This is a genomic window from Pseudoxanthomonas sp. SE1, from assembly GCF_029542205.1.
Classification (GTDB): domain Bacteria; phylum Pseudomonadota; class Gammaproteobacteria; order Xanthomonadales; family Xanthomonadaceae; genus Pseudoxanthomonas_A.
Window position 1 is genome coordinate 4,144,450 of record NZ_CP113783.1, and the last position, 25,953, is coordinate 4,170,402.

Consider the following 25,953-nt stretch of genomic DNA (forward strand, 5'->3'; position numbering starts at 1 on the left):
TGGCGGACGGGCGGCCGCGTGAAGCCAGAACAACGCAGACAGCCCGCAGGCACAGAGGGCCAGCAGGCGAAGGGGATGGGCGATGCGGTATGGAGAAGCGGACCCGGCAGTCCAGCCAGTCAGTCCGGTCGGGGTGGGTCAGTCGCTCTGGAGTTCGGCGACGAAATCGTAAGCGTCGCCGCGGTAGAAGGACCGGGTGGATTCGACGACCCGGCCATCTTCAAGAAAGGCGCGACGCTCGACCAGGAGGCCGGGGGCGCCGACCGGCAGCTCGAGATGGCGGGCGGCCTCCTCGTCCAGGGCGACCGCACGCAAGCGCTGGAGGGCGCGCCGCGGCCGATGGCCGTAGGCATCCAGCGCCTCATACAAGGACGTGGTGACGCTGTCGGGGTCCGGCAGCAGCAGATAGGGCACCAGGGTCCGTTCGATGGCGATCGGCGCCCCGTCCACGTGGCGCAGGCGATACATGCGCACCACGCCGCTGCCGGGTGACAGGTTCAGCGCCATCGACTCTTCCGGAGTCACTTCACCCACGGAGCGCTCCAGGAACTTCACCTGTGGATTGAGCCCACGCTCGCGCAGGTCGTCGGTGAAACTGGTCAGGCGCGAGAACTGGCGCAGGATGCGCTCGGCCACGAAGGTGCCGGCGCCTTGACGCTGCACGAGCAGACCACTTTCGATCAACCCGGCCAGCGCCTTGCGAATGGTCACCCGCGAGAGATCCAGCAACTGGGCCAGGTCGCGCTCGCTGGGAAGCGCCTGACCCGGCTTCAGCACGCCCGCGTCCATCAGGTTCTGCAGCGCGCGGCGCAGGCGCAGGTAGGCCACGGCGCGGGTGGACTCGCCGGTCTGCAACCGCTGGTATTCCTCGAGCAGGTTCTTTTGCATGAGAATCAAGATACCAGTGCCGTACCAATATCGCAACAATCCTTTCACATGGCGGACCTGTTGGCATCACGTGGTACCGCGGTGGTATTGTAAACGCTCATTCCCGTTGCACCGAGACACCCCGTGACTGCGAAGACCCTGCCCGTCGATATCTTCGATCTCGTCATCTTCGGTGGCACCGGCGATCTGGCGCTGCGCAAGCTCCTGCCCGGGCTGCTGCGCCGCTACGCCGACGGCCAGATCCCCGAAGACAGCCGCATCCTGGGCGTGGCCCGCGACAAGCAGGGCGATGCCGAGTACCGGGCGAAGGTCGGTGACGCGCTGGCCCGCGCCTGCGGCAACGATGAATCGCTGAAGGCCAAGCTGCCGGCGTTCCTCGAGAAGTTGGGCTATCAGGCCCTGGATGCCACCAAGGACGAGGGCTGGGACGATTTCGCCGCCCGCCTGCAGACCCCCGGCGACCGCATCCGCGTGTTCTACCTGTCCACCAGCCCCACGCTGTTCGTGAACATCTGCGACCGCCTGCGCACGCACGGCCTGAATACCGGCGGCGCCCGCGTGGTCATCGAGAAACCCATCGGCCACGACTCGGCCAGCGCTGCTGTCATCAACGACGCCGTCGGCAGCGCGTTCGCGGAAAGCCAGATCTTCCGCATCGACCACTACCTGGGCAAAGAAACCGTCCAGAACCTGCTGGCGCTGCGCTTCGCCAACATCCTGTTCGAGCCGCTGTGGAATGCCAGCCGCATCGACCACGTGCAGATCACCGTGGCCGAGACCGTCGGCCTGGAGAAGCGCGCCGGCTACTACGACACTTCCGGCGCGCTGCGCGACATGGTGCAGAACCACCTGCTGCAGCTGCTGTGCATGGTGGCGATGGAACCGCCCGCCGCCCTGCAGGCCGACGCCGTGCGCGACGAGAAACTGAAGGTGCTGCGTTCGCTGCGCCCGATCACCGCCGAAGACGCCGGCCAACTGACCGTGCGTGGCCAGTACCGCGCCGGCGCCAGCAATGGCGCGGCCGTGCCCGGCTACCTGGACGAACTGGGCCGCGATGATTCGCGCACCGAGACCTTCGTGGCCATCAAGGCCGAAGTGGACAACTGGCGCTGGGCCGGCGTGCCGTTCTACCTGCGCACCGGCAAGCGCCTGTCCGAGCGCGTGTCGGAAATCGTCATCGCCTTCAAGCACGTGCCGCATTCCATCTTCGACGACAGCGCCGGCCCGGTGATGGGCAACAAGCTGGTGCTGCGCCTGCAGCCGGACGAAGGCGTCAAGCTGTGGCTGATGATCAAGGACCCGGGCCCCGGCGGCCTGCGCCTGCAGCACGTGCCGCTGGACATGAGCTTCGCCGAAGCCTTCGGCGTGCACCAGCCGGAAGCCTACGAACGCCTGCTGATGGACGTGGTGCGCGGCAACCAGACGCTCTTCATGCGCCGCGACGAAGTGGAAGCGGCCTGGAAGTGGGTCGACCCGATCCTGGCCGCCTGGGAAAACCTGCGCGAAGCCCCCAAGCCGTACACCGCCGGTTCGTGGGGCCCCAGCGCCGCCGTGGCCCTGGTCGAACGCGACGGCCGCACCTGGCACGAAGACACCGTCTGACGCTGCCGGCCCCGCTCCTGCGGGGCCTAGCTCCGGCCACCGGCCGGCCTGTCTTCCCCCGGGAAGCCCCCACTCCCGAGTCGCCCCATGCCCCCCACCGATCTATCGCTGCAGATCCAGCTGCACCCGTTCCCCGACGGCGACGCCGTCGCGACCGCGCTTGCCCAGGCGGTGGCCGACGACCTGCTTGCCGCGCTCGCCCAGCGAGGCCAGGCCAGCATCGCCCTGTCCGGCGGCACCACCCCGCGCCGCTTCCTGCAGGCACTGTCGCGGCAGCCGCTGGATTGGGCGAAGGTCACCGTCACCCTGGTCGACGAACGCTGGGTACCCGACGACCACGAGCGCTCCAACGCCCGCCTGGTGAAGGAACACCTGCTCCAGAACGCCGCCGCCAGCGCGCGCTTCATTCCACTCCACCGGTCCACCGCCACCCCGGACGACGCCCTCGCTGACGTCGCCGCCGACCTGCCGCCGGCGCTGGACGTGGTCGTGCTGGGCATGGGTGGCGACGGGCACACCGCCTCGTTCTTCCCCGGCGGCGACCGCCTCGCCGACGCGATGGACCCGGCCACGACCGCCGCCGTGCTGCCGATGCGCGCACCCGGTGCCGGCGAACCCCGCATCACCCTGACCCTTCCCATGCTGCGCGATGCCGGCCATCTGTACCTGCACATCGAAGGCGGCGAGAAGCGCCAGGTGCTCCAGCAGGCCCTGTCGGGCCACGGCGCGGGCGCCAGCTATCCGATCCGTACGCTGATGCAGGCGTTGCGCGCGCCATTGCAGGTCTATCTGGCGCAGTGATCGCGATGCGCCGGTGTTGAGGCAAAGACGGCCTCACTGCTTATAATGCGTCCTTGCCCGCGGCGCTCCGGCGCCCGGTCCCGCCTGGATCGCGCAGCGCGTTGTCCGTCGGCCCCCGTTTTCGTAGCCATGCGCGGCCCCACGGCCGTGCTGCCAAAGGTGGAAAGTGCGTAACTACGACCTCGAATTCCTCAAGCATTTCTCAATGGTGATCGGCTTCCTGGTGCTGGTCACCGGCGGCCTGATCGTCGGTGCGTACTTCCTGCACGACACCCTGCCGCCGGAAGTGAACCCCAAGGCCGTGCAGATCACCGAGGCGCGCATCGCCCCGGCCGGCGCCGTCTATGCCGGTGAAACCGGTGCCGCTGCCCAGGCCGCCGCCGCCGCTGCAGCGCAAGCTGCCGCGGCCTCGCAGGTCGCCTACGGCGGCACGCTGGATGGTGGCGAGATCTACAAGAACCTGTGCGGCGCCTGCCACACCAATGGCGTGGGCAAGGCTCCGATGCTGACGGCCGCCGGCATGGGCGCACGCGCCGCCAAGGGCGTGGACACGCTGTACAAGCACGCTATCGAAGGCTTCACCGGCCCGGACGGCGGCATCATGCCCCCCAAGGGCGGCAACCCGGCCCTCACCGACGAGCAGGTGCACGCCACCGTCGACTGGATGCTGTCCAACAGCAAGTAAGGCACACCGCCTTCCACGAAACGCCGCCTCCGGGCGGCGTTTTTGTTTGTGCCGCACTAGGGGGCCCGAACACTCCCTTCTCCCCGCCTGCGGGGAGAAGGTGCCGAAGGCGGATGAGGGGCGAACGAAGTCCCGCTGCCTCTTGTCCAAGGGCACCCGACACCCGCGCGCGATAGCGCGTCGACCCTCGCCCAGCACGCGGGACGCGGCGGCGCACCGGCATCGCATCTGCCGTCACCCATTCCGTTTACCCTTGCCGCCTCGCTCCAAAGGTCGCCCCACGATGACGTCTCCCCGCTCGTTGCTCATCCCCGCCCTGCTCGCCTCCCTGACGCTGCCCGCGTGCGCGGCCACACCGAAGGAGCGCGTCATGCCCATCGGCCAGGTGCAGGGTGAAAGCACGCGCAGCGCGCTCGACGGCCAGACCGTCACGGTCGAAGGCATCGTCACTGGGGCCTTCCCGGATCTGGGCGGCTTCTTCGTGCAGGACGCCGGTGACGGGAAGGCGGCGACCTCCGACGCCCTGTTCGTGGCCTTCGAGGAGGGCGCACCCGTGCCGGCCGTCACCGCAGGCGATCGCGTCCGCGTGCGCGGCATCGTCGGGGAGCGCAAGGCAGGTGGAGACGACACGCTGACCGCACTCCACGCGCCTGTGATCCAGCCGCGCGGCAAAGGCAGCATCCCGCCCACCGTGCTGACCTCGGTACCCGGCGACTGGGAAGCGCTGGAAGGCATGCTCGTCCGCATCGACGCCCCGCTCACGCTCAGTGGCACGCATACGCTCGAGCGCTTCGGCGAACTGATCGCCAGCTTCGACGGCCGCCTCTGGCAGCCCAGCGAACTCGCCGCACCCGGCAGCGCCGAGGCCAAGCGCCTCGCCGCCGACAATGCGCGCCGCACCCTGCTGCTGGACGACGGCAGCGCCAAGCGCGATCCGTCCACCGTCTGGTACGTGAAGGACGGCCAGCCACTGCGCACCGGCACCGTGCTGACCGGCGTGCAGGGCATCGTCGAGCAGCGCCTGGGCAGTTGGCGCCTGCAGCTCACCGCCGCGCCGACGATCGCCGCGCCGGAACGCCCGGCCACTCCGCAGGTCGCCGGCAATGTGCGCGTCGCCGCCTTCAATCTGGAAAACCTCTTCAACGGCGACGGCAAGGGCGGCGGCTTTCCCACCGAACGCGGTGCGAAGACGCCCGCGCAGCTGAAAGCCCAGCTAGCCAAGCTCACCGCCACGATCCGCGGCCTGAACCCCGACATCGCCGCGCTGATGGAGCTGGAGAACGACGGCTACGGCGCGGATTCCAGCCTGGCGCAGCTGGTCGCCGTGCTCAATGCGGGCGGCGGTACGTGGCGCTTCATCGACGCGAAGCAGGGCCCGGGCCCCGACACCATCCGTGTAGGCCTGATCTATCGCAGCGACCGCGTGAAGCCCACCGGCAAGCCTGCGACGTTGCAGGAAGGTCCGTTCGGCGAACGCAGCCGCAGTCCGCTGGCACAGGCGTTCGTGCACGGCAGCGGCAAACCCTTCGTCGTGGTCGCCAACCACCTGAAGTCCAAGGGCTGCTCGGAAGCCACCGGCCCGGACGCCGACCAGAAGGACGGTGCGGGCTGCTGGAATGCGCTGCGCCTGGATTCGGCCAAGCGTCTGGATGCGTGGTTGAAAGCCGACCCGACCCGCACGCGCACTGACCGCATCGTCATGCTCGGCGACTTCAACGCCTATGCGATGGAAGCGCCGGTGCGCTGGCTGCGCGACGACGCCGGCTGGGTGGATGCCTTCAAACAGGCCGGCGTGGAACAGCCCTACAGCTACGTCTACAGCGGCCTGACCGGCCGGCTCGACCACGCCCTGCTCAGCCCCTCACTGGCGAAGCAGCTGCGCGGCGCCGCCGAGTGGCACATCAATGCCGACGAACAGGATGCGCAGGGCTACGCCGACGGCGACCCCGCCGTGCCCTTCCGCAGCTCCGACCACGATCCGCTGCTGCTCGGCTTCGATCTCTGACGCAGACCCGGCGATGCGCCCGCAGGCCTCACTCAAGCTTCGATGTGCGACATCGAAGTTCTGATGTGCGCTGACGAAGTTATTTTCTCCCCATCGACGAAGCATTCAGGTGCCTTGACGAAGCTTTGAAGTGAGTCGACGATGCATTCAGGTGAGATGCCGCACCTCGGAGGTGCGTCGTCGCTGTTCCATTGTGCGATGACAAGGCTTTGGGGTGAGATGACGAAGCTTTCTTGTGCCATGACGAACAAAAGAGCCTCGCCCGCAGAGTTCCGAGCTTCGACGTCGAAGAAAATTACTTCGTCATGGCACAGAAGGACATCGGCGGCGTCTATGGGCCCGGCGCAACCCGGCCCTCGATGCGCGCAGCGACCGGCGAGCAGTAGGCCAGCGCCAGGCATGCGCCCCACGCCAGCGTCGACGCATCAGTCAGCATCGCCTCGATCGGCGACGATAACGTGGGGCCGGTCAGCAGATACAGGGGTAAGCAGAGCACGGTGATGCCCAGCGACAGCGCGCGACCCCAGCGCTTCAACAGGAAGAGGCCCGCGAACCCCACTACCGTGATGGCGAGTGCCGCCATACCCACCCCGGTCGCGATCCCTTCCTTCTTGAACAACCACGGCGGCGGCTCACTGGCATAGGCATCCGCCAGCGCCTGCGAGTAGCCATCGGGCAGGAAGACCGTCGCGATGGCCGCGATGGAGAGGGTCGCGGAAGCGATCAGGAACAGACGGAAGCGAGCGATCGTCATGGGCGATGGCATCGGCAGGGAAAGGAACGGAGGTCAGGCATCGATCTTGTCGACCAGCGCCTGCAGTTTCAACACGGTGGCCCAGTTGCGGGTGGTGGCGGCTTTGCCTGCCTTGCCCAGCAGCGTTTCGGCCGCCTTGCTTTCCAGGATGCCGCTGGCGCAATGCAGGTAGGCGGCGTGCGTGCCGACGTGGAACTTCTCCGGCGCGACGACGTGCGGCTCGATCGCCGACATGGCCGACAGCATGCCGGTTTCCGCCACGAAGGCGACCAGCAGGCGCGAGGGATCGTCGACCGAGGCGAACGGGTTCTCGCGGACGATGAGCGCCAGTTCCTTGGCCGATGCCACAATGACGGGGACCTCAATGCCGAGGCGCGTCGCGATGGCGGCCGAGATGTCGGCAGCGAGCTTCTTCGGCGTGCCCTTGCCCGCTTTGAACACCACGTTGCCGCTGTTGAGCAGCGTGGCGACATCGGTGTAGCCGAGCCCTTCCAGGAGCACGCGCAGGTCCGCCATGGCGATGCGCTTGGCCTTGCCGACATTGATGCCGCGGAGGAGGGCGATGCAGGTGGTCATGCCCGCCTCATTCGACCGGCGCGAAGCGCCGCACGCTCCGCCCGTCTACCGCCACTTCTTCGCAGAACATCGCGTACGGCCGCACCCACAGCCCGCCTTCGCCATACAGCGCGCGGTACACCACCACCGGCTCCAGCGTCTCGCTGTGCCGCGCCACTGCGACCACTTCGTAGTCGTTGCCTTTGTAGTGGCGGTAGAGGCCGGGGGCGAGTGCGGGAAGGGCGGGGAGTGTGGCCATGGCGTGCATCCAGGTTCGTAGGATGGGTTGAGCGAAGCGATACCCATCGTCGTAGGTTTGAGGGTGGCGTGCTGGCAGGTAAGGGTCGCCATTGAAAGCTGCTTCGCTCAGTCCGTCATACGAGCTTTGCGCCAACGAGCTAAGGATGCCTGCATGATATTCGACATCCTTGTCCCGGAACGCCAAGGTTCCCGACTGCAGATCAATATTGATGAAGACCTCGCCGTAGTGGTCTTCAGGGCCCTTCTCAATGAAGGCCTTTATTTTCGCTGGTGAGTTTAGAAGGTTGGAAGGATCATCATTCATTCCGGCCAATTCGACTCAGGGTCGAAGCCAAAGAAGCTGGCGAGGGCACTCATCGAGCAGTCCTTGTTCGGTCGGGCGGAGAGGCTCGTAGGATGGATAGAGCGAAGCGGCTTTCAACGACGATGCCGACTTGCCCACGTGTTTCTCTTCTGATGAGGAAATGATGGGTATCGCCTGCGGCTCAACCCATCCTACGCAGCTAGAGGTTATGCCGCGGGTACCATATTCCTCGTACGACCAGCGGTCCGGCATTCGGCAAGACATGATTCGCATCGAGAGTATCCACGGCCACATCTTCGATGATGCCGGTGATCCGCACATCTGCTGACGGATAACCGTACTTCGCGAGCAGGTCGCGTGCATCGTCGACCGACATAGCGGTCACTCCGTATCCGAGGCCGTGGCCCGTCTGGAACCAGTAGCGTCTCAGCACGATGCTCTCCCTCAATACCCCGCCGCCTGCCCATCCTTGCGGCTCTCGCTGGCGCCGTAGTACACGCCGGTCTCCGGGTCGCGCTTGATCGCCTGGTAGCCGCCGTACGGGCCCAGCGCCCATTCGACGTGGTGGCCCTTGTCCATCAGTGCGCGCACGGTTTCGTAGGGGAAGCCGGACTCCAGCTGCACCACGCCGCCGTCGGTCATCGCGGTGGCGCTGCCGACCGGTTCGGTGGAGCCGTCATGCTGGATGCGCGGGGCGTCGCCGGCTTCCTGCAGGGTCATGCCGAAGTCGACCAGGTTCATCACGATCTGCACATGCCCCTGCGGCTGCATCGCGCCGCCCATCACGCCGAAGCTGACCCACGGCTTGCCATCCTTCGTGATGAAGGCCGGGATGATGGTCTGGAACGGGCGCTTGCCCGGTGCGTAGCAGTTGGGATGCGGCGCGGCGCCGTCGCAGCCGTTCAGCACGAACATCTCGCCGCGGTCCTGCAGGATGAAACCCAGGCCGGTCGGCGCCATGCCGCTGCCCATGCCGCGGTAGTTGGACTGGATCAGCGAGACCATCATCCCGTCCTTGTCGGCCACGGTCATGTAGATGGTGTCGCCTTCGTCCAGTTCCTTCGGCGTGCCGGGCTGCACTTCGCGCAGCACCTTGTCGGACGAGATCAGCTTCGCGCGATCGCGCGCGTAGGGCTTGGAGATCAGGCGCGCAACGGGCGCGGGCTGGAAGGCGGGATCGGCATACCAGCGCGCGCGGTCGGCGAATGCCAGCTTCTTGGCTTCCACCAGCAGGTGCACGTGCTCGGGACTGCCGAAGGGAATCTTCGAGAAGTCGTAGCCTTCCAGCACGTTGAGCATCTGCAGCGCGGCGATGCCCTGCCCGTTCGGCGGCAGTTCCCACACGTCGTAGCCACGATAGTTGGTACTGACGGGCGTGACCCATTCGCCGGTGTGCGCCGCCATGTCCTCGTACGACAGGAAGCCGCCGTTGGCCTTGAAGTACGCGTCGATGGTGCGGGCGATGTCGCCCTTGTAGAACGCGTCGCGGCCGCCATCGGCGATCTTCTGCAATGTGGCGGCGAGGTACGGGTTCTTCCACATCTCGCCGGTACGCGGCGCGCGTCCATCGAGGGTGAACTGCTCGGTGAAGCCCGGGAACTTCGACAGCCGCGGCACCGAGCGTTCCCAGTAGTACGCAATCGTCTGGTGCACGGGATGCCCTTCGCGCGCATAGCGGATGGTCGGCGCCAGCACGTCGCGCATCGGCAATCTGCCGAAGCGGCCATGCAGCGCGAACCAGCCGTCGACGGTACCCGGCACGCTCACCGGCAGCGGCCCGTGCGGCGGAATGTCGGTGATGCCCTGTTGCTTGAAGTAGTCCAGCGTCAGCGACTTCGGCGAACGGCCCGAGCCGTTGTAGCCGTGCAGTTTCTTCGTTTTCGGATCCCAGACGATGGCGAACAGGTCGCCGCCGATGCCGTTGCCGGTGGGCTCCATCAGGCCGAGCGCCGCGTTGGCGGCGATGGCCGCATCCATCGCGGTACCGCCCTGCTTCATCACGTCCAGCGCGATCTGCGTGGCCAGCGGGTGCGAAGTGGCGGCCATCGCGTGCGGCGCGATCACGTCCGAACGCGTGGCGAATGCACGCCCGGTGATGCGGTCGGCGGCGGAAGCGGGCAGGACGGCGGCGGCGGCCAAGGCCGTCGCCAGGCAGGACATCAGGAGAGTGCGCATCATCGTCGGACGATGGCGCGCACCGCGCGCGCCTTCAGCCGCCGATATTACGCATTACGGCCACGTCGGCGGATTGACCTGCCACGCGCCGAGCACTTCGGCCAGGGTGTCGCGGTCTTCCTGCCGCCAGTCCGGCAGCAGTGCCGCGAAGTTCCGCGCGTCGGTCCACTGCGTGGGCTCGGTGCGCACGGCGGCGCCATACCACTGCACGGCTTCGTCCTTGCGGTCCAGCTTCCACAACGCCAGCGCCAGCGTAGGCGGCACCCACGAAGCCCCGCCTACGGCGCCCACCAGCGGGATCCATTGGTCCAGCGCCTCCTGGAATTGTCCCTGCCGGTAGAGATCCCAGCCGTAATTCCAGCGGATCGACCGCCATGTATGGCTGCCGTCCTGTGCACCGGCCAGCGCCTGCTGATACAGCTGTACGCCCAGATCGGCGCGGCCGCCCGCAATGGCGACATGCGCCAGCTGGGCGGTGGCTTCCACCGTCTTGCGGCCGCGTTCGCGCGCCTTCATCAGCTGGTCGATCAACGCGTCGCCCTCCACGCCGGTGATCGCCACCACGGGTGCCGCCGCGCGGTCTTCGTCGAAGTAGAACTCCTTCGGCTTCGGCAGGTTCTGCGCCTGCGCCGAAAAAACGCTCAATGCCAGCACGGTGGCCAGCAGCAGATATTTACCGGATTTCACAGCATCCCCCAGACAACAGTGTTCCCCCGACTGCCATCCTAACCGCTGCAACGCACAACAGCCGAGTGACCGGCGTCACAGAAAAAGCCGCTGTTACAATGCGCGCCTTCATGCCCGAGGGGTTTTCGGGCCACGCCAGCCGCTTTGGGCCCGCCATGACCAGCACCGCCGAACTCACCTCGCCCTCGTCCGCCAACACGCCGCAGATCGGGGTGATCGACAGCGATTACACGCTGGAGCACAAATACACCCGCACCGACGGCCGCATCTACCTGAGCGGTGTGCAGGCGCTGGTGCGCCTGCCGCTGATGCAGCGGCTGCGCGACCAGGCCGCCGGGCTGAACACCGCCGGCTTCATCAGCGGTTACCGCGGCAGCCCGCTGGGCGGCTTCGACCTGGAGCTGTGGCGCGCGCGCAAACATCTTGAAGCCGCCGCGGTGAAGTTCACGCCGGGCCTCAACGAGGATCTGGGCGCCACGATGGTCTGGGGTACGCAGCAGACCAATCTGTTCCCGGGCGCCAAGGTCGATGGCGTGTATTCGATGTGGTACGGCAAGGGGCCCGGCGTGGACCGCTGCGGCGATGTGTTCAAGCACGGCAACGCCGCCGGCACTTCGAAGTTCGGCGGCGTGCTCGCACTGGCGGCGGACGACCACAACTGCCGCAGCTCGACGCTGCCGCACGGGTCGGAAGACGAATTCGTCAGCGCGATGATGCCGGTGCTGAACCCGGCCGGCGTGCAGGACATCCTCGACCTGGGCCTGGTGGGCTGGGCGATGAGCCGCTACACCGGCCGCTGGATCGGCTTCAAGACGATCGCCGAGACGGTGGAATCGTCGGCTTCAGTGCAGGTGGATCCGTTCGCGCGCGAGATCATCCTGCCGGAGGACTTCGCCATGCCGGCCGGCGGCCTCAACATCCGCTGGCCGAATCCGCCGCTGGACCAGGAGATGCGCCTGCACAAGTACGCGGTCGCCGCGGCGCAGGCGTTCGCGCGGGCGAACAAGGTGGATCGCATCGTGCTGGATTCGCCGCGAGCGCGGCTGGGCATCGTCACCACCGGCAAGAGCTACCTGGACGTGCTGCAGGCGCTGGAATACCTCGGCCTGGACGAACAGGCCTGCGCCGACATCGGCATCCGCGTCTACAAGGTCGGCATGACCTGGCCGCTGGAGCCGGTGGGCATCACCGAGTTCGCCAAGGGCCTGGAAGACATCGTCGTGGTGGAGGAGAAGCGCGCCTTCATCGAGCGGCAGATGAAGGAATACTTCTACAACTGGCCGGCGAATGCGGGCACGCGCCCGTCCATCGTCGGCAAGTACGACGAAGCCGGCGAGTGGATCCTGCCGTCCACCGGCGAACTGACCCCGGCCACCATCGCCGGCGTGATCGGCCGCCGCATCCAGCGCTTCTTCACGACGGAGTCCATCGAACAGCGCCTGCGCTGGATGGAGGAGAAGGAAGCCGAAATGGCGCTGCCGCGCGCCAACTTCCCGCGCGTACCGCACTACTGCAGCGGCTGCCCGCACAACACCTCGACGGTGGTACCGGAAGGTTCGCGCGCGCTCGGCGGTATCGGTTGCCACTACATGGTCACGTGGATGGACCGTAACACCGACACCTTCACCCACATGGGCGGCGAAGGCGTCACCTGGTCCGGGCAGGCACCGTTCACCGAGACCGAGCACGTCTTCCAGAACCTGGGCGATGGCACGTTCTTCCACTCCGGCTCGCTGGCGGTACGCCAGTCGGTGGCCACCGGGGTGAACATCACCTACAAGATCCTCTACAACGACGCCGTGGCGATGACCGGCGGCCAGCCGGTGGACGGCACGCTGTCGGTGCCGCAGATCGCCCACATGATGCGCGCCGAGGGTGTGGATACCATCGTCGTGGTCAGCGACGACGTGGGCAAGTGGAGCAAGCGCGAGCTGTTCCCCAGCGGCGTGGAGTTCTTCGACCGCGCGGAACTGGACGACGTGCAGCGCCACCTGCGTGAAGTAAAGGGCGTCTCGATCCTGATCTACGACCAGGTCTGCGCCACCGAGAAGCGTCGCCGCCGCAAGCGCGGCAAGCTGCCGGACCCGGCCAAGCGCACGATGGTCAACACGCTGGTCTGCGAAGGCTGCGGCGACTGCGGCGTGAAGAGCTTCTGCGTGTCGGTGCTGCCGAAGGAGACCGAGTTCGGCCGCAAGCGCGAGATCGACCAGTCCAACTGCAACAAGGACTTCCGCTGCGTCGACGGCTTCTGCCCCAGCTTCGTCACCGTGCACGGCGGCACGCCGCGCAAGGGCAAGAAAGCCAATGCGGCGGATCTGTTGGCCGCGTTGCCGGCACCTACATTCAAGTCCGACCTCGACCAGCCCTGGAACATCCTGATCACCGGCGTCGGCGGCACCGGCGTGGTGACCATCGGCGCGCTGCTCGGCATGGCCGGCCACCTGGAAGGCAAGGGCGCCAGCGTGCTCGACCAGACCGGCCTGGCGCAGAAGGGCGGCGCGGTGACCACGCACATCCGCATCGCGCGCACGCCGGAAGACATCCACGCCGTGCGCATCGCCGCCGGCGAAGCCGACCTGGTGCTGGGCTGCGACATGGTGGTGGTCAACGACTACTGGGTGCTGTCGAAGGTGCGGGGCGAACGCTCGCAGGTGGTGCTGAACACCTACGAGGCGATGCCGGGCACGTTCACCACCCACCCGGACATGCAGTTCCCGGCCAACGACATCGTCGCCGGCGTGAAGGTCGCCCTGGGTGGTCGCGAACCGATGCTGGTCGATGCCACCCAGGTGGCGACCGCACTGATGGGCGACGCGATCGCCAGCAACCTCTTCATGCTCGGATACGCGTGGCAGCAGGGTCTGGTGCCGATCTCGTACGACGCCATCATGCGCGCGGTCGAGCTCAACGGCGCCGCCATCGAGATGAACAAGACCGCCTTCGCCTGGGGCCGCCTGGCGGTGGTCAACCCGCTCGCCGTGCAGGAAGCTGCCGGCTTGATCCACAACGCGCAAACCGAGAGCGAGCGTACGCCGGGGACGCTGCAGATCCTGCCGCCAGGCGAGTGGGAAAGCACCGAGTGGGGCGCCAATGCCGCGCCGCGCAACCCGGGCAACGAGAGCGAACTGCGCGGCCTGCCAGACAACGGTGCGGGCAGCGGCGACAACGTCGCCTTCCTGCCGCTGGACGACCTGCGCCTCTCGCGCTCGCTGGACGAACTGGTCGCGCGTCGCTCGGCCTTCCTCACCGAATACCAGGATGCCGCCTACGCGCGCCGCTACACCGACCTGGTGGCGAAGGTGCGCTCGGCCGAGAACATCAAGGCGCCGGGGTCGACGGCATTGACCGAGGCCGTGGCCCGCTACTTCTTCAAGCTGATGGCGTACAAGGACGAGTACGAAGTGGCGCGCCTGTACACCAGCGGCGACTTCCAGCGCCGCCTGCAGCAGCAGTTCGACGGCGACTACCAGGTGCACTTCCACCTGGCGCCGCCGCTGTTCGCCAAGAAGGATGCGCACGGCCGCCTGATGAAGAAGGAATACGGCCCGTGGATGTTCAAGGCCTTCGGCCTGCTGGCGAAGCTGCGCTTCCTGCGCGGTGGCACGTTCGACGTGTTCGGCTACACCGACGAACGCAAGGGCGAGCGCCAGCTGATCGCGGACTACGGCAAGACCATGGACGAGCTGCTGGCTGCGCTGGACGCCGACCGCTTGGGCTTGGCGGTGGAGATCGCCAGCATCCCCGAGCACATCCGCGGCTACGGCCACGTCAAGGAGAAGCACCTGCACGCGGCCAAGGCACGCGAGGCCGAGCTGCTGGGCCTGTGGCGCAATCCCAAAGCCCTGCACATCGTGCAGGCCGCGTGACCGGGAACCCCGCTTCGGCGGGGTTTTCGTTGCGTGGCTCCCAGGGATGCAAGCTATATGTTGCTTTACGAAAATGCAACGTATCGCTTGCGTTTCGGATAGGCAAGCGCTAGGTTGCCCGTGCTATCCAACAGGGCACGCACATGACGGCCGCGCAGTATCCGATCCAGACACCTCAGCAGCTGGCCCCTTTGTTGCGCGCCCTGCGCAAGAAGCAAGGCTTGACCCAGGCCGACCTGGCCGAGCAGCTCGGTATCACACGACAAGCAGTAACCGCTCTGGAGGCCCGACCGGAAGCCGCGACATTCGAGCGCCTGATGAAAGTCTGGGCTGTCCTGGGCCTGCAAGTGTTGCTGGCTCCACGCACGCCCCCTTCGCCCTCGCTGGATGCGGTGGAGTGGTAGCTCATGGGTGAGCTGCGGATATGGATGAACGGTGTGGAGGCCGCCACTTGGCAGGATGCGCAGCCCACGCGCCTGACTTACGTTTCCAGTTGGCTGGCCTCATCTTTGGCGCGCCCTTTGTCCCTGTCGCTGCCCCTGCTGCCGGAGGGCACGTCGCACCGTGGCGACGTGGTGGAGAACTACTTCGACAATTTGCTGCCAGACAGCACGAACATCCGTGCGCGCCTTCGCAATCGCTTCGCCGTTCCTTCCAACAGCACGTTCGCGCTGCTGGAACAGATCGGCCGTGACTGCGTAGGCGCGATCCAGCTGTTGCCCGCGAACACTCTGCCGGACGAAGTACGCACCATCCAGGCCCGAGCCCTGGATGAGGCCGGTGTCGCCCGCCTTCTCCGGGGCGTGGCATCCCCTCTGTTGCCCGGAAACCACGACGGAGATTCGTTCCGCCTGTCGTTGGCGGGCGCACAGGAAAAGACCGCGCTCCTGTTTCACAACGGACAGTGGTGCGTCCCACTGGGGAGCACGCCCAGCACGCACATATTCAAACTGCCGCTCGGACGGGTGGGAAACATGCGCGCCGACATGGCCTCGTCGGTAGAGAACGAGTGGCTTTGCATGCAACTGTTGCGTGCATTCGGCCTGCCCGTGGCGAACACGTCCATCGGCAGATTCGAAGAGCTTCGCGTCCTGGTGGTCGAGCGTTTCGACAGGCGATTGTCCGGGGACGGCAGCTGGTGGATCCGCCTGCCGCAGGAAGACCTTTGCCAGGTGTTCGGCCTGCCTTCTTCGCGCAAGTACGAAAACGATGGCGGGCCTGGGGTCGTGCAGATCATGGATCTGCTGCGTCAGTCCATCGAGCCCCGCGACCGCGAGATCTTCTTCAAGACGCAGATCCTGTTCTGGCTGCTTGCCGCAACGGACGGACACGCGAAGAACTTCAGCCTGCACATCGAGCCACAGGGCCGGTTCCGCCTGACGCCACTTTACGACGTGTTGTCCGTCTATCCCATTCTGGGCCATGGCCCTCAACAGCTGGATCCCCACGAGGCCGTGCTGGCCATGTCGGTGGTCGGCAAGAACAAGCACCGGAAACTGCTGAACGTACGCCGACGCCACTGGAACGAAACAGCTCGGGCGTGCGGCGTTCGCCACGGCGCCGAACCCTGGCTGGAAGACCTCCTGGGAAGGATAGAGCCGGCGATCACGTCGGTCGCCGCTCAGCTGCCCACAGATTTTCCCGTCGAAGTGGCGCACGCCATCTTCGACGGCCTTCGACGCGCGGGCGACAGATTGCGAGGAATGGCACCCGGCCATTGAAGGACGTTCCACGCCGCTATTGCTGTGCTCGCTACGTCTCGATGGCCTTCCACGACACCAGACGGAGGCTGTTCGCCAGCATCGCGTTGTCTTCGATCCGCCATGCGCCTAGGCGCGGTTTCCCCGCAGTGACGCCAGCGCCTGCCGCAGCGGCGGCTTGAGTGGCCGCGCGAACGTACGGTAGACGAACGATAGCGCGCGCCGTGCGCGCGGTACGCGCCACGCCAATCCTTCTTCGATCGTATAGATACACGGCGCACAGGCACCGCAGGGCTTGCCGCGCAGCGGACGATGGCAGAACCACGTCATTTCCATCAGCGCGCCCCAACCGGCCAGGCGCGCCTCCGTTTCCATCGCGCGCTTGTCGATGGAGAACAGGGGGAAGCTGAAGTAGCGGAACAGCGTGTGCTCCGGCGTGCCGGCCTGGCCCGGCGCCACGCGCACGCTGCGATACGCGCCCGTCTGCTGGAACGCGACCACGCGCGAGGACAGCAGCGCCTGCACCTTGTCGTCCACGTGCACGCTCATCTCGATACCGTCCACGCCATGCTGCTTGCAGAACATCGGCAGCCACGCGTACTGGCTGCCGATGTACATCCGCGTACGCACCTCGCGCAGCGCGTCGGCGATGCCGGCATCGGGCGCCAGGTCGGCGACCCGGAAGCGGCGCAGCGGCCGCAACAGCGCGCGCGTATGCGGGTACTGCGCATGCACGGCGTCGGTGATCCGCGCGATCGCCGCGAGTTCGGTGGGCGTCGACGCCCGCGTCGGATCTTCCAGGTAGTAGGGCGTCACCGGCAGACGATGCACCAGCAGCAGGCGCAGCAGCTGGAAGGTGGAATCCCAGCCGCTGGTCCACAGCAGCCGCACGCCTTCGCTTGCCGGGTCGTTCATGTCGCGGTTCCTGCGGGCCGTATCGCAATGGCCACCTCCGGTTCGTCGCGGCGATGCTAGCAATCCCGCCATGGACGTACGGCGGTTTCTCTTCACATCGATGAGCGCTGCCCGACGCCGCGCGTTCGTTCACGCACGCGTCGCGCATTCATCTCGTGTGTGCACGTTCTTCTCACGCCGGCGATCTCCATCATCCGTGACGACGGCGTGCACGCGCGCTTCCGCCGCGCTGCGCTCCGCCCCACCCACTGGAGCGATGCAATGCAAGACCAGCCCTTGACCCGGGAGCGATTCTGGCGCTTCGCCGACGCCGCGAAGGAGGCCACCGAAGCGCTGGCCGTACAGCGCATGAAGGTCCTTCCCAGCCTCGACATCGCCGACCTGCGCGGCTTTTGCGTGCAGTACCGGTTCTTCACCATCGACTACATCACCGATCTCGCCCTGCTGGTCTCGCGGCTGCCGTTCGGTGGTCTGCGCAGCCTGCTCGGCCAGATCCTGTCGGAGGAGCTTGGCGAAGGCGACCCGGCACGCGCGCACCCGACGGTGTACGACCGCTTCCTGGCCAGCATCGGCGTGGACGAGCGCGATATCGAGCGCGTGCTTCCGGCGAACGCGCGCATCCTGCAGGGCCTCACCCGCGACATGACCCGCAATCCCGTCGCCTACGGCGTGGGGCTGCGCGGCATGGGCGGGGAATGCCTGTGCCAGACCTACCTGTCGGTGATGTTCGACCACATGCGCGAGCACCCGTACCTGCGCGCGCACGAGGACATGATCGACTGGGAGTTCTGGACGATCCACACCGGCGAGGAGGACATCGTCCACGGCGAGCTGACGCGCGCGGCGATCGACGAGTACCTGCGCCAGGACCCGAGCGTGCTGCCCGAACTCGCGCGCGGCTACGAACGCAGCATTACCGCCTGGAACCTGTTCTGGCAGAACATCCTCGATGCGCACGCACCGCAGCTGGAGGTCGCCTCGTGAACGCCGTCACCGCCACGATCAGCCAGTTCCACCTGGCCTTCCCCGTGCGCGACCTGGACGAGGCCCGCCGCTTCTACGGCGGCACGATGGGCTGCCCGATGGGCCGCAGCGACGCCTCTTACCAGGATTTCGACTTCTTCGGCCACCACCTGGTGGCCCACATCGGGGGCGATGGCGAGCCGCTGCACAGCGGGCGCTTCGATGGCGAGGCGGTGCCGGTGCCGCACTTCGGCATGAACCTGGACCGCGCCGCGTGGGAGGCGCTCGCGATGCGCCTGAAGGCTGCCGGCATTCGGTTCCACGAAGCGCCGCACCTGCGGCTCAAGGGCAAGCCGGGCCAGCACGTCACCATGTTCCTGTTCGATCCGTCGGGCAACGCGCTGGAGTTCAAGTCGTTCGACGATCCCGGACAGACCTTCATTCCCTGAGCGTCAGGCGATGCGCCGCCAGACGAGGCAACGATTGTTCGCCGGCATCGCGTTGTCTTCGACCAGCCCCAGTCCCATGCCGCGCGCCAGCGCATCGACCGCCTCGAAGTCCCGGATGCCCGAAGCGGGATCGCGATCCTTCAGCCACTGATCGAACACGCGGTTGCTGTCGCTGGTGAAGTCGCCGCCGTAGTTGAAGGGCCCGTAGGCGATCAGGTGCCCGCCGGCATCGAGCACGCCATCGACGCCGGCGAAAAACGCCTGCACCTGCGGCCAGCCCATGATGTGCAGGCTGTTGGCGGTGAAGACGGCATCGAACGTGGTGTCGGGCCACGGTCCGTCGACATCCTGCTCCATGGCAGGCGGCGTATTGGGCCGCGCCGCCTCGTCCAGCCACAGCGCGATGCCCGGCAGGTTCTCGGCGCGATCACTGCACTGCCAGGCCAACCAGGGCATCGCGTTTGCGAAATGCACCGCATGCTGGCCGGTGCCGCTGCCGATCTCAAGGACGCTTCGCGTATCGCCGAAGTGGCGCAACAGGACCTCGAGGATCGGTCCCTGGTTGCGTTCGCATGACGGCGCGAACGGCTTCTCCGTCGCCATCACCCGACCGACCGGACATAGAAGCGCTTCGCCCCGCCCTCACCCGCACGCTCCTCGACGGTGAAGTGGCGCGGATGCGCCTTCATTAGGTCGCTGAGCTTCTTGTGGCCGTACAGGCGGGTATCGAAGTCCGGACGCACTTTGCTCAGGTAACTGCCGACGCTGCCGAGGAAGGCCCAGCCCTGGTCGTCGCTGGCTTCCTCGATGGCCTGGCGGATCAGGCGCAGCGGCAGCGATTCCGGCTTGACGACGTCGGCTACCGGCGCCGCAGTCGGTTCGGCCTGCGGCACAGGCTTCTTCGCAACGGGCCTGGTGGACTTCTTCGCGGGCTTGGCCGGCGGCGGCGGCGGCGGCGCGGACACCTCGCTGCGCAACACTTCGACGTAGATGAACTTGTCGCACGCCTGCACGAACGCGTCCGGCGTCTTGCGTTCGCCGAAGCCATACACCGTCAGGCCTTCCTCGCGCAGCCGCTGCGCCAGACGGGTGAAGTCGCTGTCGCTCGACACCAGGCAGACGCCATCGAAGCGCCGCGTGTACATCAGGTCCATCGCATCGATGATCAGCGAGCTGTCGGTGGCGTTCTTGCCGCTGGTGTAGGCGAACTGCTGCACGGGATTGATCGAATGCTTCAGCAACGCCTGCTTCCACTGGGTCATGCGCGTGCTGGTGAAGTCGCCATAGATGCGTTTCACGCTGGCCACGCCGTACTTGGCCACCTCCGCCAGCAGGCCTTCGATGACGGCGGGCTGGGCGTTGTCGGCATCGATCAGCACCGCGAGTCGTGGCTGCTCCTCGTCGTTCTCGGGCCGGGAGGTCGGACGGGATTTCATGCGGGGTGACTCCTGTGCGGAATACGGCGCATTGTGCACCACGTATCGATGGCATGACCGGCGTCACTTGACGCTGCGCTGCATGCCGACGACAGTCCGGGGGCTTCCGCTTCCGGACCCCGACATGCAACGACGCGACTTCCTCGCCCTGGGCGGACTGGCCTTCGCCGGACTCGCCCTGCCCGCCACGCGCGTGATCGCTGCCGAGGCGTTGCTGGAACCCGGCGACGTGGCGATGAAGAAGCGCCTGGCCGATGCCGCGCTGGCGGCTGCGACGGCAGCAGGCGCAAGTTATTGCGATGTCCGCATCGGCCGCTACCTGCGCCAGTCGCTGATCACGCGCGAGGACAAGGTGCAGAATGTGGTGAACACCGAATCTTCCGGCATCGGCGTGCGCGTGATCGCGCAGGGCGCATGGGGTTTCGCGGCGACGAACGACCAGACCCCCGACGGCGTCGCCGCTGCGGCAAGGCAGGCCGTGACCATCGCGCAGGCGAACGCCCGCATCCAGGGCAAGCCGGTGCAGCTGGCGCCCTTGAAGGGCGTGGGCGAGGTGGCGTGGCGCACCCCGATCGTGAAGAACGCGATGGCGGTCCCCGTGAAGGAGAAGGTGGACCTGCTGCTGGGCGCCAACGCCACCGCGCTGGCCGCCGGGGCCAGTTTCGCGGCCTCGCGCATGTTCGTGATCAACGAACAGAAGTACTTCGCCAGCACCGACGGGTCGTACATCGACCAGGATGTGCACCGCATCTGGGTGCCCTTCACGGTGACCGTAGTGGACAAGGCCACCGGCCGGTTCAAGACCCGCGACGGTCTGTCCGCGCCGATGGGCATGGGCTACGAGTATCTGGATGCCAACGCTGCCGACAAGTTCGCGCTGCCGGGCGGCGTGGTGGCTTATGGCGCGTCGTATGACCTGCGCGAGGACATCGTGGCCGCGGCGAAGCAGGCGCGCGCGAAGCTGGCCGCGCCGTCGGTGAAGCCGGGCAAGTACGACCTGGTGCTGGACCCGTCCAACCTGTTCCTGACCATCCACGAGAACGTCGGCCATCCGCTGGAACTGGACCGCGTGCTGGGCTACGAGGCCAACTACGCCGGCACCAGCTTCGCCACCCTGGACAAGCGCGAACAGAAGTTCCAGTGGGGCAGCCCGATCGTCAACTTCACCGCCGACAAGACCGAGCCGCGCAGCCTCGGCGCGGTCGGCTACGACGACGAGGGCGTGAAGACCCGGCGCTGGGACCTGGTCAGGGACGGCGTGCTGGTGAACTACCAGGCGACCCGCGACGAAGTGCACATCCTCGGCGAGGACGCCTCGCACGGCTGCAGCTACGCCGATTCGTGGAGCAGCGTGCAGTTCCAGCGCATGGCCAACGTGTCGCTGGCGCCGGGCAAGACGCCGCTGACGGTGGCGGAAATGGTGAAGGGTGTCGAGAACGGCCTCTACATCCATGGACGCGGGTCGTACTCGATCGACCAGCAACGCTACAACGCCCAGTTCGGCGGACAGCTGTACTTCGAGATCAAGAATGGCGAAGTGGCCCGCCAGGTCGAGGACGCCGCCTACCAGATCCGCACGCCCGAATTCTGGAATGCGTGCACAGCGATCTGCGATGCACGCGACTTCCGCCTCGGCGGTTCGTTCTTCGACGGCAAGGGCCAGCCCAGCCAGGTCTCAGCGGTGTCGCATGGATCGGCCACCACGCGCTTCAACGGCGTCAACATCATCAACACCGCGCGCAGCCTCGGATGACCGCCGGGCCGTAGGAGCGCCCTCGGGCGCGATGCTCTTCGTTCCGCCACATAAGAGCATCGCGCCCGAGGGCGCTCCTACAGGCAATGTGGGTCCATGTATGCCTAAAGTCATTTGACGCTGTCGGCACACGGGGCAAGAATCGGGGACGACCTGCGCGGGGATGGCGCGGGCCACAACGCGTCCGTCGCAGTCCCCGCCTGCCCATGCAGGCCCAACCGGTGGAGAACAGCCTTGCAACGTCGTGACTTTCTGGCCCTGACCGGCCTCAGCGTAGGCGGCCTGATGGTGCCGTCCTTCTTCGGCAAGGCGATCGCCGCCGAACAACTGCAGTCCACCCTGGACGTCGCCTTCAAGAAGCGCCTCGCCGATGCGGCGCTGGCAGCGGCCAAGCAGGCCGGCGCGACCTACTGCGACGTGCGCATCGGCCGCTACCTGCGCCAGTTCGTGATCACGCGCGAGGACAAGGTGCAGAACGTGGTGAACACCGAATCCACCGGTGCCGGCATCCGTGTGATCGCCAACGGCGCCTGGGGCTTCGCCGCCACCAATACGCTCACCGCCGAAGGCGTGGCCAGCGCCGCGCGCCAGGCCGCCGCCATCGCCAAGGCCAACAGCAAGACCCAGACCGCGCCGGTGCAACTGGCCAAGGCGCCGGGCTTCGGCGAGGTGTCGTGGAAGACGCCGATCAAGAAGAACGCGATGGAGGTGCCGATCAAGGACAAGGTCGACCTGCTGCTGGGCGTGAACGCCGCCGCGATCAACGCGGGCGCGGACTTCGTCAACTCGATGATGTTCCTGGTCAACGAGCAGAAGTACTTCGCCAGCACCGACGGCTCGTACATCGACCAGGACGTGCACCGCATCTGGGTGCCGATGACCGTGACCGCCATCGACAAGGCCAGCGGCAAGTTCCGCACCCGCGACGGCCTGTCCTCGCCGATGGGCCTGGGCTACGAGTACCTGGACGGCGACGCCTCGCAGAAGTTCACCACGCCCAACGGGGTGATCAACTACGGCCTCTCCTACGACATGAAGGAGGACGCCATCGCCTCGGCCAAACAGGCGCGCGCCAAGCTGACCGCGCCGTCGGTGAAGCCGGGCAAGTACGACCTGGTGCTGGACCCGTCGCACACCTGGCTGACCATCCACGAATCCGTCGGCCATCCGCTCGAACTGGACCGCGTGCTGGGCTACGAGGCCAACTACGCCGGTACCAGCTTCGCCACGCTGGACAAGCGCGAGCAGCGCTTCCAGTACGGCAGCGAGCTGGTCAACCTGTTCGCCGACAAGACCCAGCCCGGCAGCCTGGGCGCGGTCGGTTACGACGACGAAGGCGTCAAGACCAAGCGCTGGGACCTGGTCAGCGCCGGCAAGCTGGTCGACTACCAGACCATCCGCGACCAGGCCCATATCCTGGGCAAGACCGAATCCGACGGCTGCTGCTACGCCGACTCGTGGAGCAGCGTGCAGTTCCAGCGCATGGCCAACGTGTCGCTGGCGGCCGGCAAGCAGAAGCTCTCGGTCGCCGACATGGTCAAGGATGTCGAGAACGGCATCTACATCATCGGCGACGGTTCGTTCTCCATCGACCAGCAGCGCTACAACGCGCAGTTCGGCGGCCAGCTGTTCTATGAGATCAAGAACGGCAGGATCACCCAGCAGATCGAGGACGTTGCCTACCAGATCCGCACGCCGGAATTCTGGAATGCCTGTGCCGCGGTCTGCGACGAGAGCGACTACCGCCTGGGCGGTTCGTTCTTCGACGGCAAGGGCCAGCCCGGCCAGGTATCCGCCGTCTCGCACGGATCGTCCACCGCGCGCTTCAACGGCATCAACGTCATCAACACCGCCCGCTCGCTCGGCTGACCGGCGCTTTAAGGAGATCACCAGAACATGAGCATCCTCACCGAAGCGCAGGCCAAGGCCATCCTGGACAAGGTCATCGCGCTGTCCAAGGCCGATGAGTGCACCGCCTCCCTCACCGGCTCGATCGAAGGCAACATCCGCTTCGCCCTCAACAATGTGTCCACCAGCGGCATCGTCAGCAATACCGACCTGGCCGTGCAGGTGGCGTTCGGCAAGCGCACCGGCGTGGCGACGATCAACGAGTTCGACGACGCCGCGCTGGAGCGCGTGGTCCGCCGCGCCGAAGACCTCGCCCGCCTGGCACCGGAAAACCCCGAGTTCATGCCGGCCGTCGAGAAGCAGACCTACAAGGCCTCGCCCACCTTCAGCGAATCCACCGCCGCCATCACGCCGGAATTCCGTGCGCAGGTGGCCGCCGACTCGATCGGCCCGTGCAAGGCCGAGAAGCTGATTGCCGCCGGCTTCCTTGAAGATGGCCAGAGCTTCGTCGCCTTCGCCAACAGCAAGGGCAACTTCGGCTACCAGAAGGCCACCGCGTTCAACTACACCTGCACGGTGCGCACCGAAGACGGCCGGGGTTCCGGCTGGGTGGGCCGCAACCTGAAGGACGCGAATACCTTCAAGGCCGATAGCGACATCCGCACTGCCATGCGCAAGGCCAGCGAATCGGCCGAAGCCAAGGCGCTGGAACCGGGCAAGTACACGGTGATCCTGGAACCGGCCGCGGCCGCGGGCCTGATCTCCTTCATGATGAATTTCTTCGACGCGCGCCAGGCCGATGAAGGCCGCAGCTTCCTGTCCAAGAAGGGCGGCGGCAACAAACTGGGCGAGCAGGTCTACGACCCGCGCGTGAACATCAGTGCCGACCCGTGGCACCCGGGCGCGGAAGTGATGCCCTGGGACAACGAAGGCCTGCCGCGGGAGAAGATGGCCATCGTCGAGAACGGCAAGGTGGTCAACCTGGAGTACTCGCGCTTCTGGGCGCAGAAGCAGGGCAAGCGCGCGATCGGTTCGCCGGGCAACCTGCTGGTGGCCGGCGGCACCAAGTCCACCGCCGAGCTGGTCGCCGGCACGCAGAAGGGCATCCTGGTCACGCGCACCTGGTACATCCGCATGGTCGACCCGCAGACCGTGCTGCTGACCGGCCTGACCCGCGACGGCACGTTCTACATCGAGAACGGACAGATCAAGCACCCGGTGAAGAACTTCCGCTTCAACGAGTCGCCGGTGATCATGCTCAACAACATCGAAGAGCTCGGCAAGCCGGTGCGCGTGGCCGGCGACGAGTCCAGCTTCGTGATGATGATCCCACCGATGAAACTGCGCGACTTCACGTTCACGTCGCTGTCGGACGCGGTGTAACGCTTTCTCCTTCTCCCCTCGGGAGAAGGTGCCCGCAGGGCGGATGAGGGGCGAGCGCAGTCCGTGATGCCTGAACCGTCAGGACGCCATCGCCCCTCACCCCAACCCCTCTCTCCCACAGGGACTTCCTCCGGTCGCCGTCGGGAGAGGGGCTTTCAGAGACTCCCGGCTTTGCTCCACTCCCGGCTAACGCGAGCACAATTCCTCCACCTCATGCTCGGCGGCGTGGTGACGGCTGCATTGACCAGGCAGGCACGCGCCGCCGGCGCCTACGACTTCTGGTTCACCCGGCTGAAATACGACTCCGGCGACTGGGACGTGGACGCGCGCATGCCGTCCAACCTCATCACGTCGCTGATCGACTACACCACCCTGCGCGTGGACCCGAAGGAACATGTGCTGGCGCTGTCCGACCCGCGCATGCTGACGGCACCGTTCTGCTACCTGGCCGGGCACAAGCTGGTGGAGTTCAACCCGGCGGAGCGGCGCAATTTCGAGCGCTACGTGCGCAACGGCGGCTTCGTGTTCGTGGACGACTGCAACCACGACATCGACGGCCTGTTCGCCAAGTCGTTCGAAGCGCAGATGGCGTCGATCTTCGGTGCCAAGGCGATGAAGAAACTGCCGAACACGCATGCCATCTATTCCTCGTTCTTCACGTTCGACGGCCCGCCGGCCACCAGCTTCGAACTCAACGGTTGGGGCGACGACCTGGTGCACGAATACCTGCAGGGCATCGAGATCAATGGCCGCCTCGGCGTGCTCTACAGCAACAAGGACTACGGCTGCGAGTGGGACTACGACTGGCGCAACAAGCGATTCCTGGCGGAGGACAATACGAAGTTCGCTGTCAACCTCGTGATCTATGCGCTGACGACATGACTACCGAACCACCCCTGTAGGAGGGCCTTCAGGCCCGACCG

At 66.5% G+C, this 25,953-nt stretch carries 23 protein-coding genes; 13 read left to right on the top strand and 10 right to left on the bottom strand.

The genetic code is table 11. The annotated features are described in order from the left end of the window. Positions 1-138 precede the first annotated feature (138 nt). Entirely contained in the window at positions 139-888 is a 750-nt protein-coding gene (locus OY559_RS19370; RefSeq protein WP_277727922.1) for a GntR family transcriptional regulator, read from the bottom strand. A gap of 123 nt (positions 889-1,011) precedes the next feature. Here OY559_RS19370 and zwf point away from each other — a divergent pair, with 123 nt between their 5' ends. The 4 genes from zwf to OY559_RS19390 all read left to right on the top strand — a co-directional run bounded on the left by zwf (position 1,012) and on the right by OY559_RS19390 (position 5,981). Further along, a complete protein-coding gene (gene zwf / locus OY559_RS19375) occupies positions 1,012-2,490 on the top strand; it encodes a glucose-6-phosphate dehydrogenase (protein ID WP_277727923.1) in 1,479 nt (492 codons plus the stop codon). 87 nt (positions 2,491-2,577) lie between these two features. Beyond that, a complete protein-coding gene (gene pgl, locus OY559_RS19380) occupies positions 2,578-3,291 on the top strand; it encodes a 6-phosphogluconolactonase (protein ID WP_277727924.1) in 714 nt (237 codons plus the stop codon). 166 nt (positions 3,292-3,457) lie between these two features. Beyond that, positions 3,458-3,976: a c-type cytochrome gene (locus OY559_RS19385; RefSeq protein WP_277727925.1), complete on the top strand. Its 519-nt coding sequence runs from the start codon at positions 3,458-3,460 to the stop codon at positions 3,974-3,976. A gap of 283 nt (positions 3,977-4,259) precedes the next feature. Continuing rightward, positions 4,260-5,981 carry an ExeM/NucH family extracellular endonuclease gene (locus OY559_RS19390; RefSeq protein WP_277727927.1) on the top strand — a complete coding sequence of 574 codons (1,722 nt, stop codon included), beginning with the start codon at positions 4,260-4,262 and terminating at the stop codon, positions 5,979-5,981. Between the two features lie 331 nt (positions 5,982-6,312). Here the strand turns inward: OY559_RS19390 and OY559_RS19395 are convergent, their stop codons facing one another. The 6 genes from OY559_RS19395 to OY559_RS19420 all read right to left on the bottom strand — a co-directional run bounded on the left by OY559_RS19395 (position 6,313) and on the right by OY559_RS19420 (position 10,717). Then, entirely contained in the window at positions 6,313-6,735 is a 423-nt protein-coding gene (locus tag OY559_RS19395) for a hypothetical protein (RefSeq protein WP_277727928.1), read from the bottom strand. Between the two features lie 33 nt (positions 6,736-6,768). Continuing rightward, positions 6,769-7,311 (bottom strand): DUF1697 domain-containing protein, encoded by a 543-nt coding sequence (locus tag OY559_RS19400; protein ID WP_277727930.1) that lies wholly within the window; start codon positions 7,309-7,311, stop codon positions 6,769-6,771. 7 nt (positions 7,312-7,318) lie between these two features. After that, positions 7,319-7,549 (bottom strand): DUF1653 domain-containing protein, encoded by a 231-nt coding sequence (locus OY559_RS19405; protein WP_277730068.1) that lies wholly within the window; start codon positions 7,547-7,549, stop codon positions 7,319-7,321. Between the two features lie 505 nt (positions 7,550-8,054). Then, positions 8,055-8,231, bottom strand: coding sequence for a hypothetical protein (locus OY559_RS19410; RefSeq protein WP_277727931.1), 177 nt, complete (start codon positions 8,229-8,231; stop codon positions 8,055-8,057). Positions 8,232-8,299: 68 nt separating this feature from the next. Next, entirely contained in the window at positions 8,300-10,033 is a 1,734-nt protein-coding gene (gene ggt, locus OY559_RS19415; protein WP_277727932.1) for a gamma-glutamyltransferase, read from the bottom strand. Positions 10,034-10,084: 51 nt separating this feature from the next. Further along, positions 10,085-10,717 (bottom strand): tetratricopeptide repeat protein, encoded by a 633-nt coding sequence (locus tag OY559_RS19420; protein WP_277727933.1) that lies wholly within the window; start codon positions 10,715-10,717, stop codon positions 10,085-10,087. Between the two features lie 155 nt (positions 10,718-10,872). On the opposite strand from OY559_RS19420, the gene OY559_RS19425 reads away from it, so the two are divergent. The 3 genes from OY559_RS19425 to OY559_RS19435 all read left to right on the top strand — a co-directional run bounded on the left by OY559_RS19425 (position 10,873) and on the right by OY559_RS19435 (position 16,304). Next, positions 10,873-14,583: an indolepyruvate ferredoxin oxidoreductase family protein gene (locus tag OY559_RS19425; protein WP_277727934.1), complete on the top strand. Its 3,711-nt coding sequence runs from the start codon at positions 10,873-10,875 to the stop codon at positions 14,581-14,583. A 143-nt stretch (positions 14,584-14,726) separates the two neighbouring features. Then, positions 14,727-14,987: a type II toxin-antitoxin system RelB family anti-toxin gene (locus OY559_RS19430; protein ID WP_277727935.1), complete on the top strand. Its 261-nt coding sequence runs from the start codon at positions 14,727-14,729 to the stop codon at positions 14,985-14,987. 3 nt (positions 14,988-14,990) lie between these two features. Beyond that, a complete protein-coding gene (locus OY559_RS19435) occupies positions 14,991-16,304 on the top strand; it encodes a type II toxin-antitoxin system HipA family toxin (protein ID WP_277727937.1) in 1,314 nt (437 codons plus the stop codon). A gap of 108 nt (positions 16,305-16,412) precedes the next feature. On the opposite strand, the gene OY559_RS19440 is transcribed toward OY559_RS19435, so the two are convergent. Continuing rightward, a complete protein-coding gene (locus OY559_RS19440) occupies positions 16,413-17,198 on the bottom strand; it encodes a hypothetical protein (protein WP_277727938.1) in 786 nt (261 codons plus the stop codon). A gap of 261 nt (positions 17,199-17,459) precedes the next feature. Between OY559_RS19440 and OY559_RS19445 the strand changes: the two genes are divergently transcribed. Both OY559_RS19445 and OY559_RS19450 read left to right on the top strand, forming a co-directional pair. Then, the gene (locus tag OY559_RS19445) at positions 17,460-18,182 is read left to right on the top strand and encodes an iron-containing redox enzyme family protein (RefSeq protein ID WP_277727939.1); all 723 of its coding nucleotides are present in this window, start codon (positions 17,460-17,462) and stop codon (positions 18,180-18,182) included. Beyond that, complete coding sequence (locus tag OY559_RS19450; RefSeq protein ID WP_277727940.1) at positions 18,179-18,610, top strand: VOC family protein; 432 nt, start codon at positions 18,179-18,181, stop codon at positions 18,608-18,610. Before OY559_RS19445 ends, OY559_RS19450 begins: the two co-directional genes overlap by 4 nt. 3 nt (positions 18,611-18,613) lie before the next feature. On the opposite strand, the gene OY559_RS19455 is transcribed toward OY559_RS19450, so the two are convergent. Beyond that, positions 18,614-19,213, bottom strand: coding sequence for a DUF938 domain-containing protein (locus OY559_RS19455; RefSeq protein WP_277727941.1), 600 nt, complete (start codon positions 19,211-19,213; stop codon positions 18,614-18,616). After that, complete coding sequence (locus OY559_RS19460) at positions 19,213-20,046, bottom strand: NYN domain-containing protein (protein ID WP_277727942.1); 834 nt, start codon at positions 20,044-20,046, stop codon at positions 19,213-19,215. The genes OY559_RS19455 and OY559_RS19460 overlap by 1 nt, the downstream gene beginning before the upstream one ends. Before the next feature lie 124 nt (positions 20,047-20,170). Here OY559_RS19460 and OY559_RS19465 point away from each other — a divergent pair, with 124 nt between their 5' ends. From OY559_RS19465 to OY559_RS19480, 4 genes are all read left to right on the top strand, one after another. Then, the gene (locus OY559_RS19465) at positions 20,171-21,799 is read left to right on the top strand and encodes a TldD/PmbA family protein (RefSeq protein ID WP_277727943.1); all 1,629 of its coding nucleotides are present in this window, start codon (positions 20,171-20,173) and stop codon (positions 21,797-21,799) included. A gap of 234 nt (positions 21,800-22,033) precedes the next feature. Further along, the gene (locus OY559_RS19470) at positions 22,034-23,668 is read left to right on the top strand and encodes a TldD/PmbA family protein (RefSeq protein ID WP_277727944.1); all 1,635 of its coding nucleotides are present in this window, start codon (positions 22,034-22,036) and stop codon (positions 23,666-23,668) included. Positions 23,669-23,695: 27 nt separating this feature from the next. After that, positions 23,696-25,030, top strand: coding sequence for a TldD/PmbA family protein (locus OY559_RS19475; RefSeq protein ID WP_277727945.1), 1,335 nt, complete (start codon positions 23,696-23,698; stop codon positions 25,028-25,030). A 213-nt stretch (positions 25,031-25,243) separates the two neighbouring features. Next, on the top strand, positions 25,244-25,912 hold the full coding sequence (locus OY559_RS19480) for a DUF4159 domain-containing protein (protein ID WP_277727946.1): 669 nt from the start codon (positions 25,244-25,246) through the stop codon (positions 25,910-25,912). The last annotated feature ends 41 nt before the right edge of the window (positions 25,913-25,953 follow it).

Excerpts from the sequence above, each read along its gene's own strand:
- OY559_RS19370 (WP_277727922.1), bottom strand. The coding sequence starts at position 888 with ATGCAAAAGAACCTGCTCGAGGAATACCAGCGGTTGCAGACCGGCGAG.
- pgl (WP_277727924.1), top strand. The coding sequence starts at position 2,578 with ATGCCCCCCACCGATCTATCGCTGCAGATCCAGCTGCACCCGTTCCCC.
- OY559_RS19390 (WP_277727927.1), top strand. The coding sequence starts at position 4,260 with ATGACGTCTCCCCGCTCGTTGCTCATCCCCGCCCTGCTCGCCTCCCTG.
- OY559_RS19395 (WP_277727928.1), bottom strand. The coding sequence starts at position 6,735 with ATGACGATCGCTCGCTTCCGTCTGTTCCTGATCGCTTCCGCGACCCTC.
- OY559_RS19400 (WP_277727930.1), bottom strand. The coding sequence starts at position 7,311 with ATGACCACCTGCATCGCCCTCCTCCGCGGCATCAATGTCGGCAAGGCC.
- OY559_RS19405 (WP_277730068.1), bottom strand. The coding sequence starts at position 7,549 with ATGGCCACACTCCCCGCCCTTCCCGCACTCGCCCCCGGCCTCTACCGC.
- OY559_RS19410 (WP_277727931.1), bottom strand. The coding sequence starts at position 8,231 with ATGTCGGTCGACGATGCACGCGACCTGCTCGCGAAGTACGGTTATCCG.
- ggt (WP_277727932.1), bottom strand. The coding sequence starts at position 10,033 with ATGATGCGCACTCTCCTGATGTCCTGCCTGGCGACGGCCTTGGCCGCC.
- OY559_RS19425 (WP_277727934.1), top strand. The coding sequence starts at position 10,873 with ATGACCAGCACCGCCGAACTCACCTCGCCCTCGTCCGCCAACACGCCG.
- OY559_RS19430 (WP_277727935.1), top strand. The coding sequence starts at position 14,727 with ATGACGGCCGCGCAGTATCCGATCCAGACACCTCAGCAGCTGGCCCCT.
- OY559_RS19435 (WP_277727937.1), top strand. The coding sequence starts at position 14,991 with ATGGGTGAGCTGCGGATATGGATGAACGGTGTGGAGGCCGCCACTTGG.
- OY559_RS19440 (WP_277727938.1), bottom strand. The coding sequence starts at position 17,198 with ATGAACGACCCGGCAAGCGAAGGCGTGCGGCTGCTGTGGACCAGCGGC.
- OY559_RS19445 (WP_277727939.1), top strand. The coding sequence starts at position 17,460 with ATGCAAGACCAGCCCTTGACCCGGGAGCGATTCTGGCGCTTCGCCGAC.
- OY559_RS19455 (WP_277727941.1), bottom strand. The coding sequence starts at position 19,213 with ATGGCGACGGAGAAGCCGTTCGCGCCGTCATGCGAACGCAACCAGGGA.
- OY559_RS19460 (WP_277727942.1), bottom strand. The coding sequence starts at position 20,046 with ATGAAATCCCGTCCGACCTCCCGGCCCGAGAACGACGAGGAGCAGCCA.
- OY559_RS19465 (WP_277727943.1), top strand. The coding sequence starts at position 20,171 with ATGCAACGACGCGACTTCCTCGCCCTGGGCGGACTGGCCTTCGCCGGA.
- OY559_RS19475 (WP_277727945.1), top strand. The coding sequence starts at position 23,696 with ATGAGCATCCTCACCGAAGCGCAGGCCAAGGCCATCCTGGACAAGGTC.
- OY559_RS19480 (WP_277727946.1), top strand. The coding sequence starts at position 25,244 with ATGCTCGGCGGCGTGGTGACGGCTGCATTGACCAGGCAGGCACGCGCC.